25 protein-coding genes are annotated in these 24,719 nt (G+C 31.1%); 22 read left to right on the forward strand and 3 right to left on the reverse strand.

Annotated features, from left to right (window positions below; all coding sequences use genetic code 11):
• The first annotated feature begins 61 nt into the window (after positions 1–61).
• The 20 genes from GQF29_RS10325 (at position 62) to GQF29_RS10415 (ending at position 19,857) form a co-directional block, all read left to right on the forward strand.
• The gene (locus GQF29_RS10325; RefSeq protein WP_017143946.1) at positions 62–907 is read left to right on the forward strand and encodes an ABC transporter ATP-binding protein; all 846 of its coding nucleotides are present in this window, start codon (positions 62–64) and stop codon (positions 905–907) included.
• A complete protein-coding gene (locus GQF29_RS10330) occupies positions 904–1,584 on the forward strand; it encodes a fluoroquinolone export ABC transporter permease subunit (RefSeq protein WP_008787241.1) in 681 nt (226 codons plus the stop codon). Before GQF29_RS10325 ends, GQF29_RS10330 begins: the two co-directional genes overlap by 4 nt.
• Positions 1,581–2,288, forward strand: a complete 708-nt coding sequence (locus GQF29_RS10335) for a hypothetical protein (RefSeq protein WP_008787242.1) — start codon at positions 1,581–1,583, stop codon at positions 2,286–2,288. Before GQF29_RS10330 ends, GQF29_RS10335 begins: the two co-directional genes overlap by 4 nt.
• An 810-nt stretch (positions 2,289–3,098) precedes the next feature.
• Positions 3,099–4,181, forward strand: coding sequence for an ORF6N domain-containing protein (locus tag GQF29_RS10340; RefSeq protein WP_008787243.1), 1,083 nt, complete (start codon positions 3,099–3,101; stop codon positions 4,179–4,181).
• 256 nt (positions 4,182–4,437) lie between these two features.
• A complete protein-coding gene (locus GQF29_RS10345) occupies positions 4,438–4,932 on the forward strand; it encodes a PTS sugar transporter subunit IIA (protein WP_008787244.1) in 495 nt (164 codons plus the stop codon).
• Positions 4,910–5,758 carry a PRD domain-containing protein gene (locus tag GQF29_RS10350; RefSeq protein WP_044927310.1) on the forward strand — a complete coding sequence of 283 codons (849 nt, stop codon included), beginning with the start codon at positions 4,910–4,912 and terminating at the stop codon, positions 5,756–5,758. The genes GQF29_RS10345 and GQF29_RS10350 overlap by 23 nt, the downstream gene beginning before the upstream one ends.
• Positions 5,759–5,822: 64 nt before the next feature.
• Complete coding sequence (locus GQF29_RS10355; RefSeq protein WP_236916417.1) at positions 5,823–7,250, forward strand: PTS transporter subunit EIIC; 1,428 nt, start codon at positions 5,823–5,825, stop codon at positions 7,248–7,250.
• The gene (locus tag GQF29_RS10360; protein ID WP_008787247.1) at positions 7,225–8,022 is read left to right on the forward strand and encodes a ChbG/HpnK family deacetylase; all 798 of its coding nucleotides are present in this window, start codon (positions 7,225–7,227) and stop codon (positions 8,020–8,022) included. Before GQF29_RS10355 ends, GQF29_RS10360 begins: the two co-directional genes overlap by 26 nt.
• A gap of 344 nt (positions 8,023–8,366) precedes the next feature.
• Positions 8,367–8,495, forward strand: coding sequence for a hypothetical protein (locus tag GQF29_RS18855; protein WP_270601355.1), 129 nt, complete (start codon positions 8,367–8,369; stop codon positions 8,493–8,495).
• 233 nt (positions 8,496–8,728) lie between these two features.
• Positions 8,729–10,060 carry a PTS sugar transporter subunit IIC gene (locus tag GQF29_RS10365; RefSeq protein ID WP_008787248.1) on the forward strand — a complete coding sequence of 444 codons (1,332 nt, stop codon included), beginning with the start codon at positions 8,729–8,731 and terminating at the stop codon, positions 10,058–10,060.
• An 86-nt stretch (positions 10,061–10,146) separates the two neighbouring features.
• Complete coding sequence (locus GQF29_RS10370; RefSeq protein ID WP_008787249.1) at positions 10,147–10,908, forward strand: IclR family transcriptional regulator; 762 nt, start codon at positions 10,147–10,149, stop codon at positions 10,906–10,908.
• 15 nt (positions 10,909–10,923) lie between these two features.
• On the forward strand, positions 10,924–11,958 hold the full coding sequence (gene uxuA / locus GQF29_RS10375; RefSeq protein WP_008787250.1) for a mannonate dehydratase: 1,035 nt from the start codon (positions 10,924–10,926) through the stop codon (positions 11,956–11,958).
• 1 nt (position 11,959) lies between these two features.
• Positions 11,960–13,396, forward strand: a complete 1,437-nt coding sequence (locus tag GQF29_RS10380) for a glycoside hydrolase family 1 protein (RefSeq protein WP_008787251.1) — start codon at positions 11,960–11,962, stop codon at positions 13,394–13,396.
• 17 nt (positions 13,397–13,413) lie between these two features.
• Entirely contained in the window at positions 13,414–15,129 is a 1,716-nt protein-coding gene (gene ilvD, locus GQF29_RS10385) for a dihydroxy-acid dehydratase (RefSeq protein WP_008787252.1), read from the forward strand.
• Positions 15,129–15,422 (forward strand): hypothetical protein, encoded by a 294-nt coding sequence (locus GQF29_RS10390; RefSeq protein WP_008787253.1) that lies wholly within the window; start codon positions 15,129–15,131, stop codon positions 15,420–15,422. The genes ilvD and GQF29_RS10390 overlap by 1 nt, the downstream gene beginning before the upstream one ends.
• The gene (locus tag GQF29_RS10395; protein WP_008787254.1) at positions 15,419–16,060 is read left to right on the forward strand and encodes a bifunctional 4-hydroxy-2-oxoglutarate aldolase/2-dehydro-3-deoxy-phosphogluconate aldolase; all 642 of its coding nucleotides are present in this window, start codon (positions 15,419–15,421) and stop codon (positions 16,058–16,060) included. Before GQF29_RS10390 ends, GQF29_RS10395 begins: the two co-directional genes overlap by 4 nt.
• A 17-nt stretch (positions 16,061–16,077) precedes the next feature.
• The gene (locus tag GQF29_RS10400) at positions 16,078–17,061 is read left to right on the forward strand and encodes a sugar kinase (RefSeq protein ID WP_236916418.1); all 984 of its coding nucleotides are present in this window, start codon (positions 16,078–16,080) and stop codon (positions 17,059–17,061) included.
• Positions 17,062–17,073: 12 nt separating this feature from the next.
• Positions 17,074–18,498, forward strand: coding sequence for a 6-phospho-beta-glucosidase (gene ascB / locus GQF29_RS10405; protein WP_160340801.1), 1,425 nt, complete (start codon positions 17,074–17,076; stop codon positions 18,496–18,498).
• Between the two features lie 178 nt (positions 18,499–18,676).
• Positions 18,677–19,285 (forward strand): PTS sugar transporter subunit IIB, encoded by a 609-nt coding sequence (locus GQF29_RS10410; protein ID WP_008787257.1) that lies wholly within the window; start codon positions 18,677–18,679, stop codon positions 19,283–19,285.
• Positions 19,282–19,857: a sugar O-acetyltransferase gene (locus GQF29_RS10415; protein ID WP_160340802.1), complete on the forward strand. Its 576-nt coding sequence runs from the start codon at positions 19,282–19,284 to the stop codon at positions 19,855–19,857. The genes GQF29_RS10410 and GQF29_RS10415 overlap by 4 nt, the downstream gene beginning before the upstream one ends.
• Positions 19,858–19,868: 11 nt before the next feature.
• Here the strand turns inward: GQF29_RS10415 and chbG are convergent, their stop codons facing one another.
• The 3 genes from chbG to GQF29_RS10425 all read right to left on the reverse strand — a co-directional run bounded on the left by chbG (position 19,869) and on the right by GQF29_RS10425 (position 21,947).
• Positions 19,869–20,615, reverse strand: a complete 747-nt coding sequence (chbG, locus tag GQF29_RS10420) for a chitin disaccharide deacetylase (RefSeq protein WP_008787259.1) — start codon at positions 20,613–20,615, stop codon at positions 19,869–19,871.
• A 280-nt stretch (positions 20,616–20,895) separates the two neighbouring features.
• A complete protein-coding gene (locus GQF29_RS18640) occupies positions 20,896–21,297 on the reverse strand; it encodes a hypothetical protein (RefSeq protein ID WP_236916419.1) in 402 nt (133 codons plus the stop codon).
• 8 nt (positions 21,298–21,305) lie between these two features.
• Positions 21,306–21,947 carry a hypothetical protein gene (locus GQF29_RS10425; RefSeq protein ID WP_054688846.1) on the reverse strand — a complete coding sequence of 214 codons (642 nt, stop codon included), beginning with the start codon at positions 21,945–21,947 and terminating at the stop codon, positions 21,306–21,308.
• 476 nt (positions 21,948–22,423) lie between these two features.
• Here GQF29_RS10425 and aroE point away from each other — a divergent pair, with 476 nt between their 5' ends.
• A complete protein-coding gene (gene aroE, locus GQF29_RS10430) occupies positions 22,424–23,710 on the forward strand; it encodes a shikimate dehydrogenase (protein WP_336603414.1) in 1,287 nt (428 codons plus the stop codon).
• 5 nt (positions 23,711–23,715) lie between these two features.
• On the forward strand, positions 23,716–24,303 hold the full coding sequence (locus tag GQF29_RS10435) for an XTP/dITP diphosphatase (protein WP_054688844.1): 588 nt from the start codon (positions 23,716–23,718) through the stop codon (positions 24,301–24,303).
• Positions 24,304–24,719: the final 416 nt, after the last annotated feature.

The following is a 24,719-nucleotide window of genomic DNA, read 5'->3' on the forward strand; positions in this document are numbered from 1 at the left end:
CAAGTTCATTTATATATTTATTTGACTAAATATATATAAACAGTCAAAAAAGGAGATAAATATGATAGAAGTCAAAGATTTACAATTCAGTTATAACAAGAATGAATTTATCAAAGAAATCAATTTTAAAGTAGAGAAAGGGATGATATTTGGTTTCTTGGGACCATCTGGTGCAGGAAAATCTACATTACAGAAAATATTAACAGGATTAATCACAAACTATAAAGGACATGCGATTGTGAATGGTGTGGAATGTAAACATCATACGAATATTTTTTACGAGAATATTGGTGTAGACTTTGAGTTTCCAACACTATATGAGAAACTAACCGCCAGAGAGAATCTTAAATTTTTTGCATCACTCTATACTCACCAGACGCGTTCTATAGATCAGTTGTTAGAATCTGTTGGATTACAAAATGATGCTGATAAAAAAGTCAGCGACTATTCTAAAGGAATGAAATCGAGATTGAATTTTATCAAAGCGTTAATTAATGATCCAGATATCCTCTTTTTAGATGAACCAACAAGTGGTTTAGATCCAACCAATAGTCGTATGATGAAAGACTTGATTCTATTAGAAAAAAACAAGGGTAAAATAATTATTTTAACAACCCATAACATGGAAGATGCGACAGAATTGTGTGATCAGGTTGCTTTTATCATTAATGGGCAAATATGTGCAATAGACAGTCCTCAAAATTTAATTTTATCTCATGGTGCCAAACAGGTGACTTACACATATGAAGATCATGGATTCAAAACAGCCAACTGTTTATTGCAGCAAATATCAGATGATCAAAGATTGCATCAACTCATGCAACAGAATAAGATTCTTTCTATTCATAGTAGCGAACCAACTTTAAATGATATCTTCATAGAATTAACGGGGAGAACTTTATTATGAGAATAATTCATTTGATAAAAGGAGATATTGTATTTCAAATCAAATATGGTTTTTATTTCCTCTATGTTGTTTTTACAGTTCTTTATGCTTTTGTTTTAGTCATTTTACCAGAGACTTGGCAGGAAACAGTTGCGAGTTTAATGATATATTCTGATCCTGCTGCAATGGGTTTATTCTTTATGGGAGCTATTGTCCTATTTGAAAAGAGTCAAAGAGTTCTCAATAGTTTAGCTGTTTCACCTATTCATATTTCAGAATATATTTTATCAAAAATCATTTCGCTTGCTTTGATTTCAGAAATAGTTGCTATGATATTAGCAGTTATCTCCCATCATCAAAATCTCATTATGGTTTTTATTGGAACATTATTATCTTCATTTATTTTTAGCCTATTAGGACTCATCGTATCGACAAAGATTCACAGTCTTAATCAGTTTATCTTATGGACAGTTCCAGTTGAAATCCTCTGTTTTGTTCCACCTCTTGCTTCTATTTTTATTGAAAATCAATATTTAATGGTCTATCCTATGACACATTGTTTATCACTTATCAATGGAAAAAGTCAGAATGATTTATTAAGTATATTGATTGTTGTGATTATGCTTGTTTGTTTATGGAAAATTGCTGTTTATATGACAAAGAAAATGTGGAAAAGCGTAGGAGGTGTTCATCTATGAAATCTCTCTTGATAAGTTTTCAACAATTATTATTTATGGTTAAAAAGGATAAAATGTTATTACTGATTTGCTTTGTACCTATATTGTGTGGTTTTATCTTTCGTTATGGAGTTCCAATATTCAATCAAATGTCTATACAATATTTTAAGATTGATTTTCATCAGTATTATTCTTTGATTGATACTTTTTATGGAATACTCATTTCTGATATGCTGTGTATTGTTTCTGCTTTAATCATCCTAGAAGAAAGAGACGATCATATAATCAATGGTTTATTTGTGACTCCATTAGGGAAGATAGGGTATTTAATTTCGAGGTTAGGAATACCAACATTGATGAGTTTCATTTTTACATGTATATTATTACCAATATTTCATATTTCATCTTTGCCATTTGATATGATGATTTTGATTTGTATATTGGGATGTATGCAAGGGCTGATTGTTTCTTTACTGGTTGTCAGTTTATCATCACATAAATTAGAAGGAATGGCAGTAGCAAAAATGGCTTCGCTAGAATCATTTGTTGTATTAATCCCTTATTTTATGCACAGTGCATATTCATATTTGTTTGCATGGGTTCCAACTTTTTGGATAGGAAAGGGATTAGTCAATGAACAAGTTTTCTTTATGCTTATGGGATTATTCATATCGGTTTTATGGATAGTGATACTTGTATTTGTGTTTAATCGAAAATTAGCATAAGGATATGCATATGTCTTTGAAGTTTAAAAATCTAGATAGCCAATAACTGTTTTAAGTATTATTATGGTTTGCTGATTGTGTTAAACAGTGAATATGGAAGATTTCGGAGTAAAATGATTATATATCTTGTTGATGTATCATTGTTTTGCTCCATTATTTTTTTTATTTTATAAATATATTAACACAAGAATAATAAATTAGAGATATATTTGGGTAAGTAGAATGATGATAATAACATGGAGAAAATAGGGACATAACGATAATTGCAGTAAAAAAAGGAGATAATGAAGTTATTATTCTTAAATATAACGATTTAGATATCCAAGGAATGGTATATGAAATTCGAGGGTAAAAAGTGGGGCTTGAGTCTAATTAAGCAATGTTATATAGATATGATATAAAGATTGAATCAATAGGTAAGAAAAATATAGAAAGATTCCTAGATAATTTTATGTTTAATTAACTAGAGAAGAAATAAATTTCGTGAGGTCACAATTTGCGACCTCGATGCAGATATTTGGTATGAAAGGGAGAAGTCGTCATTTGTTCATGTTTTCCATTAATATAATTTCAATATTATATACAAGAGTATGCCTATTTGAATAAATTTTGCGTCAGTTTCCTTTTTATAATTGTGCAAAAAATTGCTTATAGCATTTTCTTTGTTTGCTAATTGTGATATACTAAGAGTATGGAAATGTTTGGGGTTAGATAATGATACATGTATTTTATGTGCTTTGTTTTGCTCCCCTTGTTTTTAGAAGATTCACAGTGATAAATACAAATAATATTATAAATTGGAGGTAAAAAATGGATAAAGACAAAACAGCAATTGCATTGAAAAATAAAGAAAATCAAGAAGAATTTCTTCCGTCATATAATGACTTAGATATTCAAGGGATGATATATGAAATTCGTGGACAACAAGTTATGCTTGACTTTGATTTAGCGAAGTTGTATGGATATGAAGTTAAAAGACTTAATGAGCAAGTCAAAAGAAATAAAGAAAGATTTCCAGAAGATTTTATGTTTCCATTAACGCAAGATGAAATGCTTGAATTATCGAGGTCGCAATTTGCGACCTCGATACAGACATTTGGTATTAAAGGTGGAAGAACTTATAAAATTAATGCATTTACTGAACAAGGTGTTTATATGCTTGCGACTGTATTAAAAGGGGAAGTTGCAGTCCATCAGAGTTTAATGATTATGAGAACATTTAAAAAGATGAGACATTATATTAATGAAAACAGACAATTATTAGGTAGTACAGATCTATTGAACTCATTAATACAAGATAATATGAAGATTAAAGAAGAAATGTACAACGGTCATAAAGAACTAAAGACAGAAATTGATGGGATTAAAGAAAATATGGTCACTAAAAATGATATGAAGGCTTCTATGAATAAAGTATTAAATAGTTTTATTCCTAAAGAAGAATTGAAACAATTTGTTTTTAAGGATAGTCAGCCATTTGAAGCAAATGTTGCTTATATGGATATCTATAAAGAAGCAAAACATTCTATTTATATTGTAGATGATTATATTAATTGTCATACTTTATCTTTATTGTCTGCAAAGAAAAAGGAAGTTAATGTTATTGTTTTCTCAGATAATAAGGGAAGAGGTAGTGGAAAATTAAATCAATTAGAGTTTGATAACTTTAATAGAGAATATCCAACTTTGTCTATTAAGAAGAATAATCAAAGATGCCATGATAGATTTATCATTATAGATTATCAAACAGATACAGAAAAAATATATCATTGTGGAGCATCAAGTAAAGATGCTGGAAAGAAAGTTTGTTGTATAAGCCTACTTTCAACATCAGATATTATTTATTCAATTATTGATGAATTGTTAATGCATGATGATTATATATTTGAATAAATAGGAAGATAATGAAATATATGTATAATTGTTAAATTATTAATTTCATGGATATATAATTTATATTTAAATGAGGATACTCATAAAAAAAGAGAATTAACTCATATTTTCAAAGTATGAAAACGCTTGCTTTTTTAAGATGCGCATGATATCATAAATTTGTAAATTAAGTGTTGGACTGTTACTCATAAGAGGCATAACCAATTAAACAGCTGTTTTTGGTTTGCTTATTATGAGTTTTTTTGTGGAGGTCAAAATGTTTAATTTATTTAAGTCTAAAGTTGATAAAAATATCTATGCACCTGTAAAAGGAAAATGTATAGATATTACAGAAGTGAATGATATTGGTTTTGCATCTTTGAGTATGGGAGATGGTATTGCGATTATCCCTGATACTCATATCATTGCAGCACCATGTGATGGGACAGTGCAAATGATATTTAGGACAGGACATGCTTTTGGAATCAAAGCTGATAATGGATTTGAGATCTTAATTCATATTGGTATTGATACTGTGAATCTGGAAGGAAAAGGATTTAATGTTCTTAAAAAGGTCAATCAAAGAGTGAAGAAGGGTGAGCCTGTTGTGGAGGTTGATCTTGATTTTATTAAAGAAAATTATGATTCAACGACAATGATGATTGTGACAAATGGGAAAAATTTTCATAAAATTTGTCTTCATGAGAGTATTAATATTGGAGATGTTGTTTTTGAAGGGATAGATGAGTATGAAATTGATAAAAAAGATTAACAATAATTATGCTTTAGCACTTGATTCACAAGGAGAGCAAATTATTGTTGAAGGAAAAGGTATTGGGTTTCATAAAATGCCTTGTGAAATCACTGATTTATCAGAGGTTAAGCGTACATACTATAATACCAAAGAACAATATATAGATTTAATACATGAAGTCCCTGAAACTGTTTTAGAAGTCTGTGAAAAGATATTTGAACTTGCTTCAAGAATGATTGGTGATAAAATCAATCCTAATTTGACATTTATCCTTGCCGATCATATTCAGTTTAGTATTGAAAGATATGAAAAGAACATAGATATGAAAATGCCACTTTATTATGATATTGAATATCTATATCCAAAAGAGTCAAAGGTTGCTGAATATGCTCTTCAATTCATTTTAGAAGATCTACAGATTCCTTTGCCTGATACAGAGAAAACAGGCATTGCAATGAATATTATTAATAGTGAATTATATCAAAATGATAACAATTCTCATCATGAAGAATTGGTTGATTTATGTACATCTATAGTAGAAAGGTCAATGAATATGAAAATCAGAAGAGATAGTTTTCATTATTCAAGATTTGTAACACATCTTCATTATTTGTTAAGAAGAATGACTGAAGGTCAAACTATATCTACTGATAATATACGATTATATCAGATGGTCAGTATAGATTATCCAGAAGTGAAAAGATGTGTGGATATTATAGAAAGTGTTTTAAAAAAGAAAAATCTTTATATGAATGAAGAAGAAAAATTATATTTGATGATGCATGTCAATAGATTATGCACACGTGAGGACTGTAACCGTAAAGAGCATAACCCCACTCCCTAATGATAGAAAGATATCTATGTGGAATGGGGTTTTTATAATAACAACGAAAAAGGAGAGAAAAATGATGAACATTCAAGAAAAAGCGGGTCGTATATTAGAATTTGTTGGTGGAAAGGACAATGTCACATATGTGACATATTGTATGACAAGATTACGTATTACACCTAAAGATAAAGGACTGATTCAAGATGAAGACATTCAGAAAATGACAGGTATTGTTGGAACAAAAACAGTTGGAACACAATATCAAATTATTATTGGATCAGAAGTAGAAAATGTTTATAAAGAATTATGCCAAATTGCTGGCTTTGAAATTCATGAAGGAATTGATGAGATTGTGGATGATATATCTCAAAAGAAAGAGAAACTAACACCAAAATCTATTTTAAATAATGTACTAGATGTGATTGGCGGATGTGTGGCTCCTATGTTACCAATTATTACTGCGGCTGGTTTGGTGAAACTGATTGTTGCGGTATTAGGGCCATCTATGTTGAATATCATGAGTGAAACAAGTGATTTCATGCGCTTACTCACATTTGTAGGAGATGCGGGATTTTATTTCTTCCCCATTTATGTGGCTTATGCAGCAGCTAAGAAGTTTCAAACAAATATTCCTATGGCATTATTTATTGCTGGTGTGTTACTACATCCAACTTTAATAGAAATTGTCAATACTGGTGAAGCATTTACCGTTTATGGAATCCCTATGTATTTAACAACATATTCATCTAACTTTGTTTCTATGATTTTGATTGTGTGGATGATGTCTTATGTTGAAAAAGGTTTAAACAAAGTTATTCCAAATGCTTTAAGAGCATTACTCTTTCCCTTATTGACATTATTAATTATGTTACCAATTGCATTGTGTATATTAGGACCAATTGGAGCGATTTTAGGAAAAGGAATAGCAGATGGATTGGTAAGTTTACATACATTGGTAGGACCTTTCTCAATTGCTATTATTGCAGCTTGTTGGCCATTGTTAATTGTTACTGGAATGCATCAGGCTTTAATTGCAATTGCGTTAACATATATTGCAACAATGGGATTTGATAATAGTATCTTAGTCGGTGCATTTATTTCTAATTATCCTATGATTGCAATTGGTTTAACATATTTAATGAAATCTAAGGGAGCTGAAGAAAAAGGAAATGCCTTAACTTCATTTGTGACGCTTACAATTGGTGGAATTAGTGAACCGACTCTATTTGGTATTATATTGAGATATAAAAAGGCAATTTTGTATATGTTAGCAGGTGGTTTTGCAGGAGGATTTTATGCAGGTTTAATGAATGTAGCTGTTTACTTTGTAGGTTCAGGAAATATTGCAATTGCACTAGGCTTTGCAGGTGAGAACGCAAACAGTTTACCACAGGGAATTATTGCTTGTGTGATTGCATTTGTTTTGACACTTTCCTTAGCGATGATTTTTGGATTTGATGATAAAAAGGAGGGAAGAAACAATGATTCAGTTATTAGTACAAAGTGATGATTATGGAATTACGCCTGGTGTTTCAGCTGGAATTAGAGAAGGTATTCAAAACGGAATCATTAGAAATACTGGAATATTTATCAATATGCCTTGTTCCTATCAGGCGGCACAAGATATTAAAAATATGGATGTTTGTTTAGGAATAGATATTAATTATGTGTGTGGGAAACCAGTCAGTGATCCCAAACTTATTCCTCATCTCGTTGATGAAAATGGAGATTTTTATAAATCAACAGATATTTCTCAAAAACATAAAATAGTGTCTTATGAAAATCTTATCACAACATTTGAAATCGATCCTTATCCTTATCATGAAATCTACCTAGAGACAGAAAATCAAGTCAAAAGATTTATTGAGATTATAGGTCGTTTACCAGAGTATATCCATCCCCATTCATTATTGACACCAAATACATATAAAGCAGCGCAGAAAATTGCTCAAAAATATGGAATTTATCATTCAATGGATATGATGTTACACTATCCTTGTTTACCAACAACATTCATGGGTACAAAAGGAAGCAACTTACAAGATCAAATAGATATTGATATTACAAAGCATTTGCTTGAAGATGATTTACCTGTATTAAAAAACAATCAAACCTATTATTATATTGGACATTGTGGTTATATTGATTATCAGTTGTTTGAAGAAACAACATTAACATTAAGAAGAATAAAGGATTTACAAGCAATGCTTGATAAAGATATTATCTCTTATATTCATAATCATGATATAAAATTAATCACTTATAAGAATTTAAAATAAATGAAAAGAAGACATGAACTTATATGAAATTATATAATTATTATAGATAATAAGAAAAATGAGTTTATATGAGTAGAGGGATTATTTCTTTAGAAAGAATTACAAGTCAAATGACTCAGAACATAAAAATAAAAGAAAGAATTTCGCTGTTTTGTCTGATTATTTCTTTTACTACTTTTGCACCATAGAAAGAACTTTCGTAGGAGACTATGTGATTATGTTTTAGGCTATAATGATATCGTCACAAAGCAGAAGTCGTTTATTGAAATACATATGGCTTCAATAAAGAAAGTTCCAAGATAATTTTCTTGCATATTATAATATTGAAAGAGAAGAAAAGCAAAATGAGAATCATATCAAACAATTGTTCAGAAAAATATTCAGATAATTCAACATATTGGTTAGAACAATGCTCTTTTAAACAGTTAGATAAAGTATTTGATTTATCAGAATATAATCTATCAAGAATTTAAGAATTACATTTTGAACAATTGAAAATAAGTGACTAAGGAAAGCTCTTAAAATAAGAGATTTCCTTTTATTTTCCGTATATTCGCATATCATTATTCGTCATTTTGGACGTGTGAAAAAAGTGTAGAAATTTATCAAAATAGCATTGACGAATTATCTGAAAGCGGTTATATTAAATATGTAATACGAAATTACGTATAGTATTCGTAAATACGGATAAGAGGAGGAAAAGGAAATGGGGTTATCCGAAGCTGCAACTGAGAAGTTGCTCATTATTGCTGATAAAATCAGTAATCAAAAATATATGAGTGCTATCAAAAATGCGTTCTCAACATTAATGCCTGTCATTATTACTGGAGCATTTTGTACACTTGTTACAAATGTTATTTGTTCTACAACAACAGATGGAATTTCTTTGGCTAAAGTATCAGGATTTGCTTGGCTAGAAGTTTTATCACCTATCTTCAATGCTGCAAATTATGCAACATTAAACTTTTTTACAATTGGAGCAGTTGTCCTTATTGGGTTAGAACTTGGTAAGAAAAATGGTATTAATACATTTGCTCCAGCTGTTATCGCATTGTGTTCATATGTTGCTTGTTGTCCTACAACAATTGACTTTACACTAGAAAGTGGGGATATTATTCAAGTTGCAGATGTTTTTGGTAAGAACTATACTGCTGCAAGAGGATTATTCTTAGGTATGGTTATTGCTATGATATCTGTTGAATTCTTCTCATGGTTTGTTAAATCTGGAAAATTAAAAATTTCAATGCCAGATTCAGTACCAGGAAATGTTGCAACATCTTTCAACGTGTTATTTCCAGCTATGATCACTATTATTTTATGTTCAGCAGTTAATTTTGGTGTCACTCAACTGACTGGAATGACTTTATATGACATTATTTATACAATGTTACAAAAACCATTAGAAGCTGTTATGCAAGGCTTACCTGGATTATTGATTTTAATGTTAGTTGCTCAATTATTTTGGGTTATTGGTATTCATGGTAACCAAATTATTAAACCAGTTCGTGAACCATTGCTGAATGCTGCAATTATTGCTAACACTGATTTGGTTAACTCTGGAAATTTTGTACGAGGTGATTTAAATATTATCAATATGTCATTTTGGGATGTTTACATGTCTATGGGTGGTTCTGGTGTGACTATTGGTTTGGTTGTTGCAATTTTCTTATTCTCTAAACGTGAAGATTATCGAGGAATTGCCAAGCTCTCTCTTGCTCCTGGTATCTTTAATATTAATGAAACAATGACATTTGGTTTGCCAATTATGTTAAATCCTATTATGGCTATTCCATTTATTATTACACCATTAATTACTGGAGCAATTGCTTATTTCTTGACAGTTATAGGATTTGCTGATGTTTTGGTTTATGCTATTCCATGGACAACACCACCAATCTTAAGTGCCTGGTTAGCCACTGGTGGAAGTATGACAGCTGTCATTACTCAATTGCTTTGTATTGCTGTATCAATTTTGATTTACATTCCATTTGTTATGGCAGCAAATAAACAACAATTGAAAAATGCTGAAGCAGAATAAATATGACCACCCTAAGGGTGGTTTGTATTTATGTTTAGATAGACCTATGATATGATTATGTTATATATAAAGGATGTGATATTACCATGAAATTAAACAGAACATTATTAAGAGCTATTGATATTTTAGAACTTCTTTCAAAAAGTAAAGAGGGATATACTCTAGCTCAATTATCGTCTATGTTAGATTCTCCCAAATCAAGTATCTTCGATATTATGAAGACACTTGTTTACAAAAACATGGTTATTGAAGATAATCAGTCAGGTATAACAAAATATAAAATAGGTCTTCAATCTTTTTTAATTGGAAGCAGTTATTTAAATGATACAGATATCGTCAATATAGCTAAAAACGATTTAATTGATTTAGCAAATAGAATGCAGGCAACAACATTTATGTCAATATTAGATGATGATATGGTGACATATCTATATAAGTATGAATCAGAAAAAACAATCATCACGACTGCTAATATTGGAAGTCGCCGTTCTATTCATTCATCAGCACTTGGAAAAGTTATGGTTGCTTTTGGAACAGATGAAGATTTAAAGAGAGCTATTCAAAGAACAGATTTTGTTGCTTATACAGAATATACAATTACATCTGTTGAAAAGTATTTAGATCAACTTAAAGAAGTAAGAATAAAAGGATATGCTAAAAGTGATCGTGAAGATACATTACAGCAAGTTGCAGCAGCTGCACCAATCAGAAATCATGATGGTAAAGTCATTGCAGCAATCAGCTGTGTTGGTTTTTATGAGAGCCAAATTGATTTAGATGATTTAGGGTTAGTAGTTAAGGATGTTGCTGATAAAATTTCAGTAAAACTTGGTTACACTCTTGGGTAAAAGGGGTATAAAAATATGAAAATGACGTTTCGTTGGTATGGCGAAGATGATTCAGTGACTTTAGAGAATATTAAACAGATTCCTAATGTGACAGGAGTTGTTAGTGCTATTTATGATATACCTGTTGGTGAAGTTTGGCCAATAGAGAGAATACAGGAACTAAAAAAAGTTATTCATAATGCTGGCTTGGAATTAGAAGTGATTGAAAGCGTACCAGTTCATGAGGATATAAAATTAAAAAGAAATGATTATCAAAGATATATTGATAATTATAAAGAAACAATTAGAAATTTAGCAAAGTGTGGAATCAAATGTATTTGTTATAATTTTATGCCAGTTTTTGATTGGACAAGATCATCAATAGATCACCAATTAGCTGATGGTTCATATGCTTTGGTTTATTATAAAGAAGAAGTGGATCAACTTGATCCAACAAAACTAAGTTTACCAGGGTGGGATGCATCTTATTCTGTTGAAGAGGTTAGTGAATTGATAGAGGCCTATAAAATTCAAGGAGAAGAAGGGCTATGGGAAAATTTACAATATTTTATTGAAGAAATTTTGCCAGTTGCAAGTGCTTGTGATGTCAATATGGCCATTCACCCAGATGATCCACCATGGTCAATTTTTGGAATACCAAGAATTATTACAAATGAAAAAAATCTAGATAGATTTCTCAATTTATATGATGATATTCATCATGGTCTCACATTATGTAGTGGCTCATTAGGGTGTGCTACGTTCAATGATATGCCAAAATTAATTAGGAAATATGGAGCAATGAAAAGAATTCACTTTGCACATGTCAGAAATGTGAAATTATTGGCAGATGGTTCTTTTGAAGAAAGCGCTCATTATTCAAGTTGTGGATCACTTGATATGGTTGAATTAATGAAAGCATATATAGAAACTGGTTTTGAAGGTTATATAAGACCAGATCATGGACGGATGATTTGGGGAGAAAAAGGAAAACCAGGTTATGGTTTATATGATCGTGCACTTGGAGCTATGTACTTAGGTGGGATTATTGATGCTTTGAAAGGAAAATAAGATGAAAAGAAGAATAAAGTTACCTGATGATTTTTTCTTAGGGGCTGCTGCCAGTGCTTGGCAGACTGAAGGTTGGACAGGAAAAAAAGAACATCAAGATTCATATATAGATTTATGGTATAAAGAAAATAAAGATGTATGGCACAACGGTTATGGGCCAGCAATTGCTACGGATTATTATCATCGTTATCAGGAAGATATTGGTTATATGAAAGAGATTGGCATGAATTGTTATCGAACATCACTCAATTGGTCAAGATTTTTAATTGATTATGAGAATGTGATTGTTGATGAAGATTATGCTGCTTATTATGATGCTATGTTAGATGAATTGATTGCTCAAGGGATAGAACCAATGGTATGTTTAGAACATTATGAAATACCAGGTGAATTATTCAAAAAGTATGATGGATTTGCCAGCAAACATGTGGTTGACTTATTTGTAAGATATGCTGAAAAAGCATTTCAAAGATTTGGACATAAAGTGAAGTATTGGTTTGCTTTTAATGAACCTGTGGTTGTTCAAACAAGAATTCATTTAGATGCTTTACGTTATCCATTTTATCAGGATAGTAAAGCATGGATGCAGTGGAATTATAACAAGGCTCTTGCCACAAATATGATTATGAAAGTTTATAAGGAAGGTGGTTATCGCATTGATGGTGGCAAGTTTGGGACAATTGTCAATGTAGAAACAGCTTATCCTAGAGGTAATAGTCCTAGAGATTTAGAGGCGGCTGATAAATACGATTTATTCTATAACCGTGTATTCTTAGATCCTGCCATTTTAGGACATTACGAAGAAGGATTCTTTGATTTACTCAATCAACATGATATTTTAATGGATTATACGACAGAAGAGTTAGAAATTATCCAAAACAATACAGTGGATTGGGTTGGTATTAACTTATATCATCCAAATCGTGTCAAGGAACGTACAACAGCGATTCATCCCGATGCGCCTTTCCATCCAGATTTCTACTATGAAGATTTTAATATGCCAGGAAAGAAGATGAATCCTCATCGTGGCTGGGAAATCTATCCAAAAATCATGTATGATATGGCAATGCGTATGAAAAATCATTACAATAACTTTGAATGGTTTATTGCTGAAAGTGGCATGGGTGTGGAAAATGAAAAGCAGTATAAAGATGAAACAGGTATGATTCAAGATAATTATCGTATTGAATTTATCAAGATGCATTTAGATTGGTTATTAAGAGGTATTCAAGAAGGTTCAAATTGTAAAGGTTATATGTTATGGGCATTTACAGATAATGTTTCTCCAATGAATGCTTTTAAAAATCGTTATGGATTAGTTGAAATAGATTTAGAAGATAACCGTAACAGACATCTTAAAAAATCAGCTTACTTTTATCAAAATATGATTCAAACAAGAGAATTTGAAATAGAGGATGAAGAGAACATTTATAAATAAAGAAGGAGGTTAGAGCATTGAAAAGCCAGGAATTAAGAAAGATAGCACCTGAATTAGATCCATTAAGAATTGGAACAGGTTGGAAAGTAGAAGAATTAGAAAAAATGCAAATTTTTATTGGAAGTACCTATGGGGATTCTCACCCAGGAAGTGTGCATCTTAATGAATTGGTAGGGTATGTTGAAGAAAGTCTTCAAGCAGTCAATGCCAAAGGTGCAAAATATTATACAACCGATATTTGTGATGGAGAAGCTCAAGGTCATGATGGGATTAATTATTCATTATGTTCAAGAGAAATGATGACCAATATGATTGAAATTCAGTATTGTGCGACACCATTTGATGGCTGTGTCTTTTTATCAAGTTGTGATAAAGCTGTACCCGCTCATTTAAAAGCAATTGCGAGATTGAATGCACCAGCTATTATGATTCCTGGTGGTGTCATGAATGCAGGACCAGATTTATTAACATTAGAACAGATTGGTAAATATTCTGCTCAATATCAGCGTGGTGAGATTACTTTAGATGAGTTTAATTATTATAAACACAATGCTTGCCCAAGTTGTGGAGCCTGCAGTTTTATTGGGACAGCAACCACAATGCAAATCATGGCTGAAGCACTTGGTTTGGCATTGCCAGGTTCATCTTTACTTCCAGCAACAAGTGAAGCATTAAAAGATGTTGCGAAAAACATCGGTGAGCATATGAAATTCTTGGTTGAAAAAGATATTAAACCTTCTGATATTTTAACAAAAGATGCTTTTGAAAATGCAATTATGGTTCATGCTGCCATTGCTGGATCAACAAATGCATTATTGCATTTGCCAGCAATTGCACATGAAGCAGGAATTGAATTAACAGGTGATGATTTTGATCGAATTCATCGTAAAATTCCATATATACTTAATTTAAGACCGAGTGGTTTCTATCCTGCTCAATATTATTACTATGCAGGAGGAACACCTGCCATCATGGAAGCAATCAAAGAACATTTGCACCTTGATGTGATGACTGTCACTGGAAAAACATTAGGTGAAAACTTAAAAGAGTTAAAATGCAATGGCTATTATGAAAAATGTTATGCTTTCTTAAAAGATATTCATGTGAAAAGAGAAGATATTATTTATCCTATCACACAACCTTTAAATGAAGAAGGTGCAATTGCCATATTAAAAGGAAACTTAGCTCCTGAAGGTGCAGTTGTCAAACATTCTGCAGTTCCTAGAGAAATGCATGAAGTCGTTTTATCAGCTCGTGTGTTTGATTGTGAAGAAGATGCTATTGATGCTATTTTAAAACATTATATTCATCCTGGGGAAGCTGTATTTATTCGTTATGAAGGACCTAAAGGAAGTGGAATGCCTGAAATGTTCTATACAACGGAAGCTATTTCTAGTGATCCTAAATTATCTGCTTCTATTGCTTTATTAACTGATGGACGTTTTTCAGGAGCAAGTAAAGGACCAGCGATTGGACATATATCACCAGAAGCTGCCAGTGGTGGCCCAATTGCACTTGTTGAAGATGGTGATTTGATTGAAATTAGCGTGAAAAATCGTTCTTTAAATATTGTTGGTATTCATGGAAAGAGAACACCATTGGATTTGATTGATAAAATTTTAAAAGAAAGAAAAACCAAATGGCAACCTAAAACACCTAAATATCAAAAAGGTGTATTGGCACTTTATACAGAGCATGCAGTTTCACCAATGAAAGGTGGGTATATGAAATAATGGCAACAAAGAAACAAAAGAAAGGTCAAATGGATGGCTTAACAGAACGTCAAAAACATATCGTTGAATTACGTGAAAAGTTAAATAAACCTGATCCTAATGCTATTCGTGTATTTACACTATATAAAATCATTACCTATATATTTAATATTTTGTTTCCTCCCTATGCCTTGTATCGTATATGGAACAAAAATTCAGAATTTAATAAAAATGAAAAAGGGATACAAACAGCTGTCTGTATTATTTATATGATTGTCTTATTTACATTATTAACAGGAGGAATGTCATCATGAAAAAATCAGAAACAATTATGGAATTAAAAAAACAAGGTGTTGTTGCTGTGGTTAGAGGTCACAGTTTATCAGAAGGAATTGAAATTTCTAAAGCTTGTATTAAAGGTGGATTAAAAGCTATTGAAATGGCTTATACAAATACCAGTGCTTCTGAAATTATCAAACAGCTTTGTGAAATCTATAAAGAAGATCAGGAAGTGTGTATTGGAGCTGGGACTGTTTTAGATGCACCAACAGCCAGAATGGCTATTCTTGCAGGTGCAAAATATATCGTTTCTCCTTCGTTTGATAAAGAGACAGCTATTCTTTGTAATCGTTATGGTATTCCGTATATTCCTGGATGTATGACAATTAAAGAAATTGTCACAGCAATGGAAGCAGGTAGTGAAATCATTAAATTATTCCCTGGCAGTGCCTTTGGACCTGGATATATAGGGGCTATTCGCTCTCCTTTGCCACAAGTTTCTTTAATGGTGACTGGTGGTGTCAATTTAGACAATGTTCAGGATTGGTTTAAGGCTGGTGTTGATGCAATTGGTGTTGGTGGCGAATTAAATAAATTGGGGGCTCAAGGAAAGTTTGATGAAGTCACTGAAATAGCAAGTCAGTATGTTAGTCGTACAAGAGAGGCGAAATAACCATGAGAGTGTTATGTATGGGAGAAACTTTACTGCGATATTCAACACATAAAGGACATCGCTTTAGTGAACTTGATTTCCAAGTTCATATTGGTGGAAGTGAAACAAATATTGCTGTAAGTTTAGCACAGTATGGCTTTGATACAACATTATTAACCAAATTACCGAATCATGCATTAGGAGATGCAGTCATTTCATATTTAAAAAAGTATGATGTTGATACAACACAGATTTTAAGAAATGATATGAGAATTGGCAGTTACTTTTTAGAAAATGGCAGTGGCAATCGTACAAGTCAGGTCATTTATGATCGTAAGTATAGTGCCATGACATCATTTTGTTTGGATGACATTGATATGGAAGACCTTTTTAAGGATATTGATATTTTTGTTGTATCTGGTATAACAGTAGCATTAAATGAGACAGTTCGTCAGGCTGTGCTGAAAATGCTTGAATATTGCCGAGGAAATAATAAATGTGTCGTTTATGACAGTAATTATCGTGCCAAAATGTGGACAATTGAGGAAGCTGGACAAGCTTTCAAACAAATCTTACCTTATGTGACTATTTTATCAGCAGGACATTTAGATGCACAAAATTTTCTTGGATTAACAAGTTCTAAAGAGACTTTTGAAAAACAATTAGCGGATTATTACCAACAAATAAAAAAGATGTATCCAAATATTCAATATATCACATGTACAAAAAGAGATATCCTTTCAACAAGTGTGAATGATTTAACAGGTTATTTATATGATAATTGTTTACATATTTCTCAAACTTATCATATTGATGACATTGTTGATCGTGTAGGTGGAGGAGATGCTTATCTTTCAGGGGTTCTTTATGGATTATTGAATCAGAAAGATATTGATTATAGTTTGGAATTTGGATGTTGTGCTTCAGTATTAAAACATACAATTCATGGCGATGCCAATACGTTTCATATTGCTGAAATTGAATCATTTATGGAAGCAGGAACATCAAGAATTAACAGATAAAGGAGAGAAGTTATGGGATTTCCTAAAGATTTTTTATGGGGTGGAGCGATTGCAGCCAATCAGGCCGAAGGTGCTTATCTTGAAGATGGCAAAGGTTTAACAACTGTTGATATGATTCCTCATGGTGAAAAGAGAATGTTTGTAAAACTGGGAGATATGTATCCAGTTGAAGAAATACCTGGTGAAAATTATCCGAGTCATGAAGCGATTGACTTCTACCATCATTATAAAGAAGATATTGCTTTATTTGCTGAAATGGGATTTAAAACATTCAGAACATCTATTGCATGGGCAAGAATATTTCCAAATGGTGATGAATCAAAGCCTAATGAAGCAGGAATTGCTTTTTATACTGACATGTTTAAAGAATGTCAAAAGTATGGTATTGAACCGTTAGTTACATTATGTCATTTTGATGTCCCAATGGGTTTAGTTAGAAAATATGATTCATGGAAAAGTCGTGAAATGATTGACTGTTTTACGAAATATGCGAAAGTCTGTTTCGAAAGATTCGATGGATTAGTCAAATATTGGTTAACATTTAATGAAATTAATATTTTATTACATTCACCTTTTTCAGGGGCGGGAATTAGTTTTCAGCCAGGTGAAAATCGTGAACAAGTCAAATATCAAGCTGCTCACCATGAATTAGTAGCAAGTGCTTTGGCTACAAAAATAGCACATGAAATCAATCCAAATAATAAAGTGGGATGTATGTTAGCAGGTGGACAATTCTATCCATATAGTTGTGATCCTAATGATGTTTGGTTAGCAATGAATAAGGATAGAGAAAACCTAATGTTTATAGATGTTCAAGCAAGAGGATATTATCCAAGTTATTCACAAAGAGTATTCAAGGAAAAAGATATTCATTTGGATATTCATGATGGTGATTTAGAAATTTTAAAACAATATCCTGTAGATTTTATTTCATTTAGTTATTATCAGTCACGTTGTGCCAGTGCAAATCCAAAAATGGGAATGACAGATGGGAATGTTGTCAAGTCTGTTAAAAATCCTTACTTACAAACATCTGATTGGGGATGGCAAATTGATCCTTTAGGACTAAGAATTACTTTAAATGCTTTATATGATCGTTATCAAAAACCATTGTTTATTGTTGAAAATGGATTGGGTGCTAAAGATGAAATTGCAGAGGATGGTTCAATCAATGATGATTATCGTATTGATTATTTAAGAGAACATATCAAAGCAATGAAAGATGCGATTGAAGATGGTGTCGATTTGATGGGTTATACAACCTGGGGATGTATTGATTTGGTGGCAGCGAGTACAGGTGAAATGAGTAAGCGCTATGGTTTTATTTTTGTTGATAAAGATGATCAAGGACAAGGAACATTGGAAAGAAGAAAGAAAAAATCTTTTGACTGGTATAAAAAAGTTATTGAAAGCAATGGAGAAAAACTCTCATTTTAAAAGAAGAATAATAATATTTTGAAGATGAAATAATTATAAGTAGATATCTAATAATTGTTTTATCTTTTTTGTATTGTTAAAAAATCTTTGTTTTTAAAAGAAGAAAGTATGTTAAGTTTATTTCTTGGCATTTCTTTTTTTTATAGATTTTAGTATAATTAAAAAAGAGGTGAGGATCATGGATGATTTCTATCGTAAAGAGAATATAGAAGTATTTAAGAAATGGGTATATTTTCAAGTCCTTAATGATCCTCGTTTAACACTTGAAGAATACGATGAAAGAACATATAAAATCTTTTATCAGCAAAAGGTAGCAAGGCTTGTGATATGGCCAATTGGTATTGTTGAAGAAGCTATCAAGGAAGATGAGAAATTATTGTTTTATTTACATTATCAATTTTCTAATTTTCATTTTGCTAAAGACTTATTTTATAGAATGATTGATAAACTTACTGAAGATAATCAAGTTAAGGAAAAGAAGATATTACTTTGTTGTACAGGGGGAATGACAACAGGATTTTTTGCTGAGAAAATGAATACATTTTGTGAATTGAATAAATTGCCTTATATTATTAAAGCATCACCAGCATATCATTTAGATGATGTTTATCATGACTATGATATCATTTTAGTTGCTCCACAACTACGTTATAAAGTGATTCAATTGGCACAACAATACAAGCCTATTATTGTGAAAAGTATTAATCCAATCACTTTTGCAACTTATGATTGTCAGGCATTGTTAGACCAAATAGAAGAGTGTTATCAAAGTGAGGTGAAAGTATGAGCGAAAAAGAAAAGATGCTTGATGGGCATCTCTATCAACCTTATAGTAGTGAACTCTATAAAGATAGAGAGTTTTGTCAAGGTATGTTATATGAATATAATCGTTTAAGTCCTTTACATAGAGATGAAAGAGATTTGATTCTTAAGAAACTCTTAAAATGTAAAGGAAAATTATGTATTGAGCAGCCTTTTCATTGTAGTTATGGATATAATATTGAAATTGGTTTGAATTTCTATAGTGATATCAATCTAACAATATTAGATAAGGCAAAAGTATCTATAGGTGATAATGTTATACTAGGACCTAATGTGCAGATTTATACTGCTGCTCATCCATATAATGAAGTTCAAAGAATAAAAGGTTTAGAATATGCAAAACCAGTCACTATTTATGATAATGTGTGGATTGGTGGAAATGTGACCATTTTACCAGGAGTTAAAATTAATCAAGGTGCGATTATAGGGGCTGGGAGTGTTGTGACCCATGATATTCCTCCTTATGTTATTGCAGCTGGTAACCCTTGTGAAGTGATTAGATCTATTACACAGGAAGATGTACATAAAAAATGGTAAAAGAAAAATGGCTATTCGGCCATTTTTTTGATATCTGAGAAATTAATTAATTCAATATTATGATCAACTACAAATTGTTTTAATTCAGGTGAAAGAATTAATTCCAGTTCTTTCATACGAGGTAAACAATAACTAGTCATATCATAAAGTCTTTGATCAACATATGCTGGGTGACACATGAATTCTAATATTTCATCATCTACACTATATGCTTTTGTTACAAAGTCATAATTAGCATCATCTCCATACATACGATCATCACAACGTGCATATTCATAAGTATCTAAGACTTGTTCTCTTTGACGCATTGGTAAATCATACTCTTTTGCAAGTCTTTTTGCGACTTCTACATGCCATGGTAATAAATGAACATGGTGATGAGAATCAATGTGAGTTGGTTTATGTCCTGCGACTTCGATGTATTTTTCCATTTGAGCTTTCCATTCTACATAAAGTTCTTCAGGATCAGCATGTGGTTGTTTGTCTGGATAGTCTTTAGGTCTAATGAAGTTACCATCTTTATCAGTATAAGACTTAGCACCTTCTACTAAAGGTCTACCAACAGTTAATACAAAGTGTATTCCTACGCCTAATTTAGGAAATTTTTTAGCTTCCTTTAGTGCAAACTCAGCATAGGGCATATTCATCATACATGTTGTAGAAGTTAAAATACCTTGCGCATGAGCCATTAAAATTCCAATTGAATTTCCTTGAGTCATTCCAAAATCATCAGCATTCATAATGAGCTTTTTAATCATTTTTATATCCTCCCGTAATCTACGTATCTATTATATAAAGAAAAGAGAGAAAAGGGAAATTATTTTCATAATCTAAAAAAGAATTTATTATATTATAGGGTTTTATAAACATTTGTTACCTATTTATTTCCAATTGTACTGTTTTTAAGTGTATTCTTTCATAAAAAATGAGACAAAATAAATTTTGTCCCATTTTTACTTTTAATTATTTAAAGCACTATAAATGAATTCATACTAAGCTATTTTTTCACATCAAACATACAAACACTTACATGAAAGATTAATCTGTATGTTCAAAATAAACAAATTCATGACCACGAAAATGATATACACTTGAAATCCATTTGCCATCAACTTTATAAATCATCAATAGCGATTTGTCTGATTCAGAAATGAATATACAATCACCAATTTTTTCTAACTGGCATAAAATAACTTTATCGTTAAAAATATTATAACGATGAGAAGTCAGATAATCATTACCATCATAGTACTCTATTATTTTTTCATTAAGTTTTAAGTTAATATATATTTTTTCAATTTGATTATTTACATAGTTTCCACTTACAAGTATATCGTTACTAGCTGGTTTGTTTTGTTCGTTGTTTGTATTCTTACCAATAAAAAATCCAAAAAATAAACTTAATACAATCAATATTACGCCAATAATATTTTTTTTCATGAGTCTATTTAACCAATTGTTCTTATATCAAAATAAATAGTTGAAGTACTCGGAGTATCTTGATAACGAACAAAAACTTTATTAGATGGCGAATACTTATTGTAACGATAAACAGCATATCGATAGACTTTATAATCTTTTGCAACATACAGTTTAACACGTTTACCAATTTGACTTGAATTAATTTGTGGGGAAAATGAATACGTACCTTCTGTCACACGTGTACCAGGAGTAACACCAATAGAAACAGAAGTGTATTTACCAGAGAACCCAACTGAAAAAGAAACTGTGTCAGCGACATAAGAGGTATCTTTCCAATTTATGCTTCCTCCTCCACTCTCAAACACGACACCATTTGATGGCTGATTTTGAGCTAGATAATATTTGGATTTTGAAGTCATACTTGTTCCTATATTCACATATTCATAGAGATATTCATCCATGCGAGGAGAAACAGAATTCGCATTTTCAAGTTGTTTTCTGATATTTTCTTCTATTTCCTCCTTAGATAAAGTATACGAAGAATAAGAGTGGGTTACTTCATCAATATTTTCTGTCGTATCAGTAGCAAATACTGATGAATTCATGCCAAGAGATAAACACAAAGATAATGAAACTGCACTACATAACCTTAGAAACTTTTTTAACATAACAAACTCCTCCTTTTTAATTCTAAGAAAGAGGAATTAACAATATTTTATATTATAGGTTTTATTAATTTAATAATAAAATTAAAGCATTGTAAACGTTTATCCCTCCCTTGATATCAACGCTTTTCTATGGTTTCCTCTCCCTTTTTTCTACTTAAATTATATTCCTCCATATCATATACAGTCAACATTATTCAACCTTTGTTTTACGACATATTTCGACATCGGAGCAATATGATTAAACAATAAGTAATTATTCACAAGTTTATAGAGAGAAAAAAGTGATTTAAAAATTACGAATACTTTCAAGTCATAAAGAAATCTCCACTTACATATTCAAATATAAAAATAAATTTTAAATGTATGGCTTTATATGTTTTGTAGTTAAAATCCATAAAGGGTGCTTTAAAAGTTGTTACTTTTTCTTTGTAGTCGTAGAAGTTTGCTATATAATAGAGGAGAATGGAGTGATTTCTGTGGAACTTGTACTTATGACTTATGATGATTATCCAATTATCAAATCTTTTTATCAAGATAAAGATGTTATGAAGATGATTACAGGAGATGTTTTGAGTGAACAGGAAATGAAAGAAAAATGGGAAATAATCACTTCATGGAACCATGATCTCAAATATGGATATTATTTAGGCTTTGATCAAGATCTTTTAGTAGGTGTTGGATGTTTAAAACCATATTATCATGGTGTTGAAGTTGGATATATGATTTATCCAAGATATTGGCGTCAAGGGTATGGGAAGCAGATTTGTTATGAGCTGATGAAGATTGTAGAGACAATGACAGTTCAAAGAATAGTTGCTTATATTGATCCGCTAAATATACCATCTAAAAAGATATTAGAGTCATATGGATTTCAAAGTATATATCAAAAAGGGGATGAGGAGCTTTTGGAAAAGAAGAAAAATAGGATTACAGGATATACAGGTTTATATGGGATTGTTGCGAATCCAATCAGACATTCATTTTCACCAATGATGCATAATACAGCATTTCAAACATTAGGAATAGATGATGTTTACTTAGCATTTGAAGTTGCAGAAAATCAGCTATCTGATTATATAACCAGTGTCAAAACATTAAATATCAAAGGATTTAATGTTTCTATGCCATATAAATTAAAAATTATGGATTATTTAGATGATTTGACAACTGAGGCAAAACTTTGTCAGGCAGTTAATACAGTCAAAAATGTGAATGGAAAATTAATTGGACATATCAGTGATGGAAAAGGATTTGTCATGGCATGTGAAGAAAGAGGATGGCATATTCAAAATGAAAAGATTGTTGTCTTAGGGGCAGGTGGGGCTGCTTGTGCAATCATTGTAGAGATGGCGTTACAAGGTGCAAAAGAGATTGTTGTTTATAATCGTAGTGAGAAACCTTTTATAGAGGAGCTTAATCAAAAGTTAAATTGTGACATTCATTTAAAATCTTTGAGTAATAAAGATGAGTTAAAACAGGATTTAAAGGATGCCTATTTATTAGTTCAAACAACAAATGTTGGGATGAGTCCAAATGTTGATCAGTGCTTGATTGATGAATCGTATTTGTCTCATCAATTAAAAGTAGCAGATATCATTTATAAGCCAGCTCAAACGAAACTATTAAAAATGGCAGAAAGATTGGGGCTAGAGTATATGAATGGTGAAGGAATGATTTTATATCAAGGGGCTGTATCTTTTGAATTTTGGACTGGGCAAAAAATGCCTATTAAGGAAGTAAAAATTGCATTAGGAATGGAGTGAAAAATATGAAAGAAATTGTTATAGCATCTACCAATCAAGGGAAAATCAAGGAAATAAAAGCAATGTTGAATGAAATTGGTATTGAAGTTCGTTCAATTCAAGATGTTTTTGAAAAAGAAATAGATATTGAAGAAACTGGTCAAACATTTCAAGAGAACGCTTTGATTAAAGCACAAACAATTTGTGATATGATTAATAAACCAACATTAGCAGATGATTCAGGTTTAGAAGTTGATGCCTTAAATGGAGCGCCTGGTATTTATTCAGCAAGATTTATGGGACATGATACAAGTTATGATATAAAGAATCAATATATTATAGATGCTGTCAAAGGTAAAGAAAGAGGTGCTCGATTTGTATGTGCAATGGCTTTATGTATACCTCATGAAGATCCTATCTTAATTGAAGAATATTTTTATGGTGAGATATATGATCATATAGAAGGAGAAAATGGATTTGGGTATGATCCTATTTTCTATGTACCTGAGTTACATAAAACATCTGCCGCATTAACATTAGCAGAAAAAAATCAATATTCACATCGTGCAAAAGCTTTAAGAAAACTATATCAAATATTAAAAGGCAAACCATAATTTCTTCTATGATTTGCTTTTGTTTTATTCATTATCTGGTTCCATGACAGGAAACTGATGATACATAAATTCATCATTATATATTTGGTCATAGATTTCACCTGATCTTGATTTCGAAAGGATGTTTCTGCAAATGCACTATATGTAACAATTAAGTCAAATGTTATAAAAATAACAGATATCATATAGCTGGTATGAGCAATGCAATAAGGAATTTTTTCAAACTATTTTGATATATAAGGATAAATGACTTTCATAAGAACTCTTCCATCTCTGTCTAATAACTCCATTATAACAATCACTTTTCAAATAATAAAATTGACATTTTTCTCCATCAAATAAAGAAACATAGTTTTGGTATTTCTTATTTAGTAATGTTATGATAAAATACAGAAGATGTAGTCAATGGAGGTAGA

Source organism: Coprobacillus cateniformis, assembly GCF_009767585.1.
GTDB classification, from domain to species: Bacteria; Bacillota_I; Bacilli_A; order Erysipelotrichales; family Coprobacillaceae; genus Coprobacillus; species Coprobacillus cateniformis.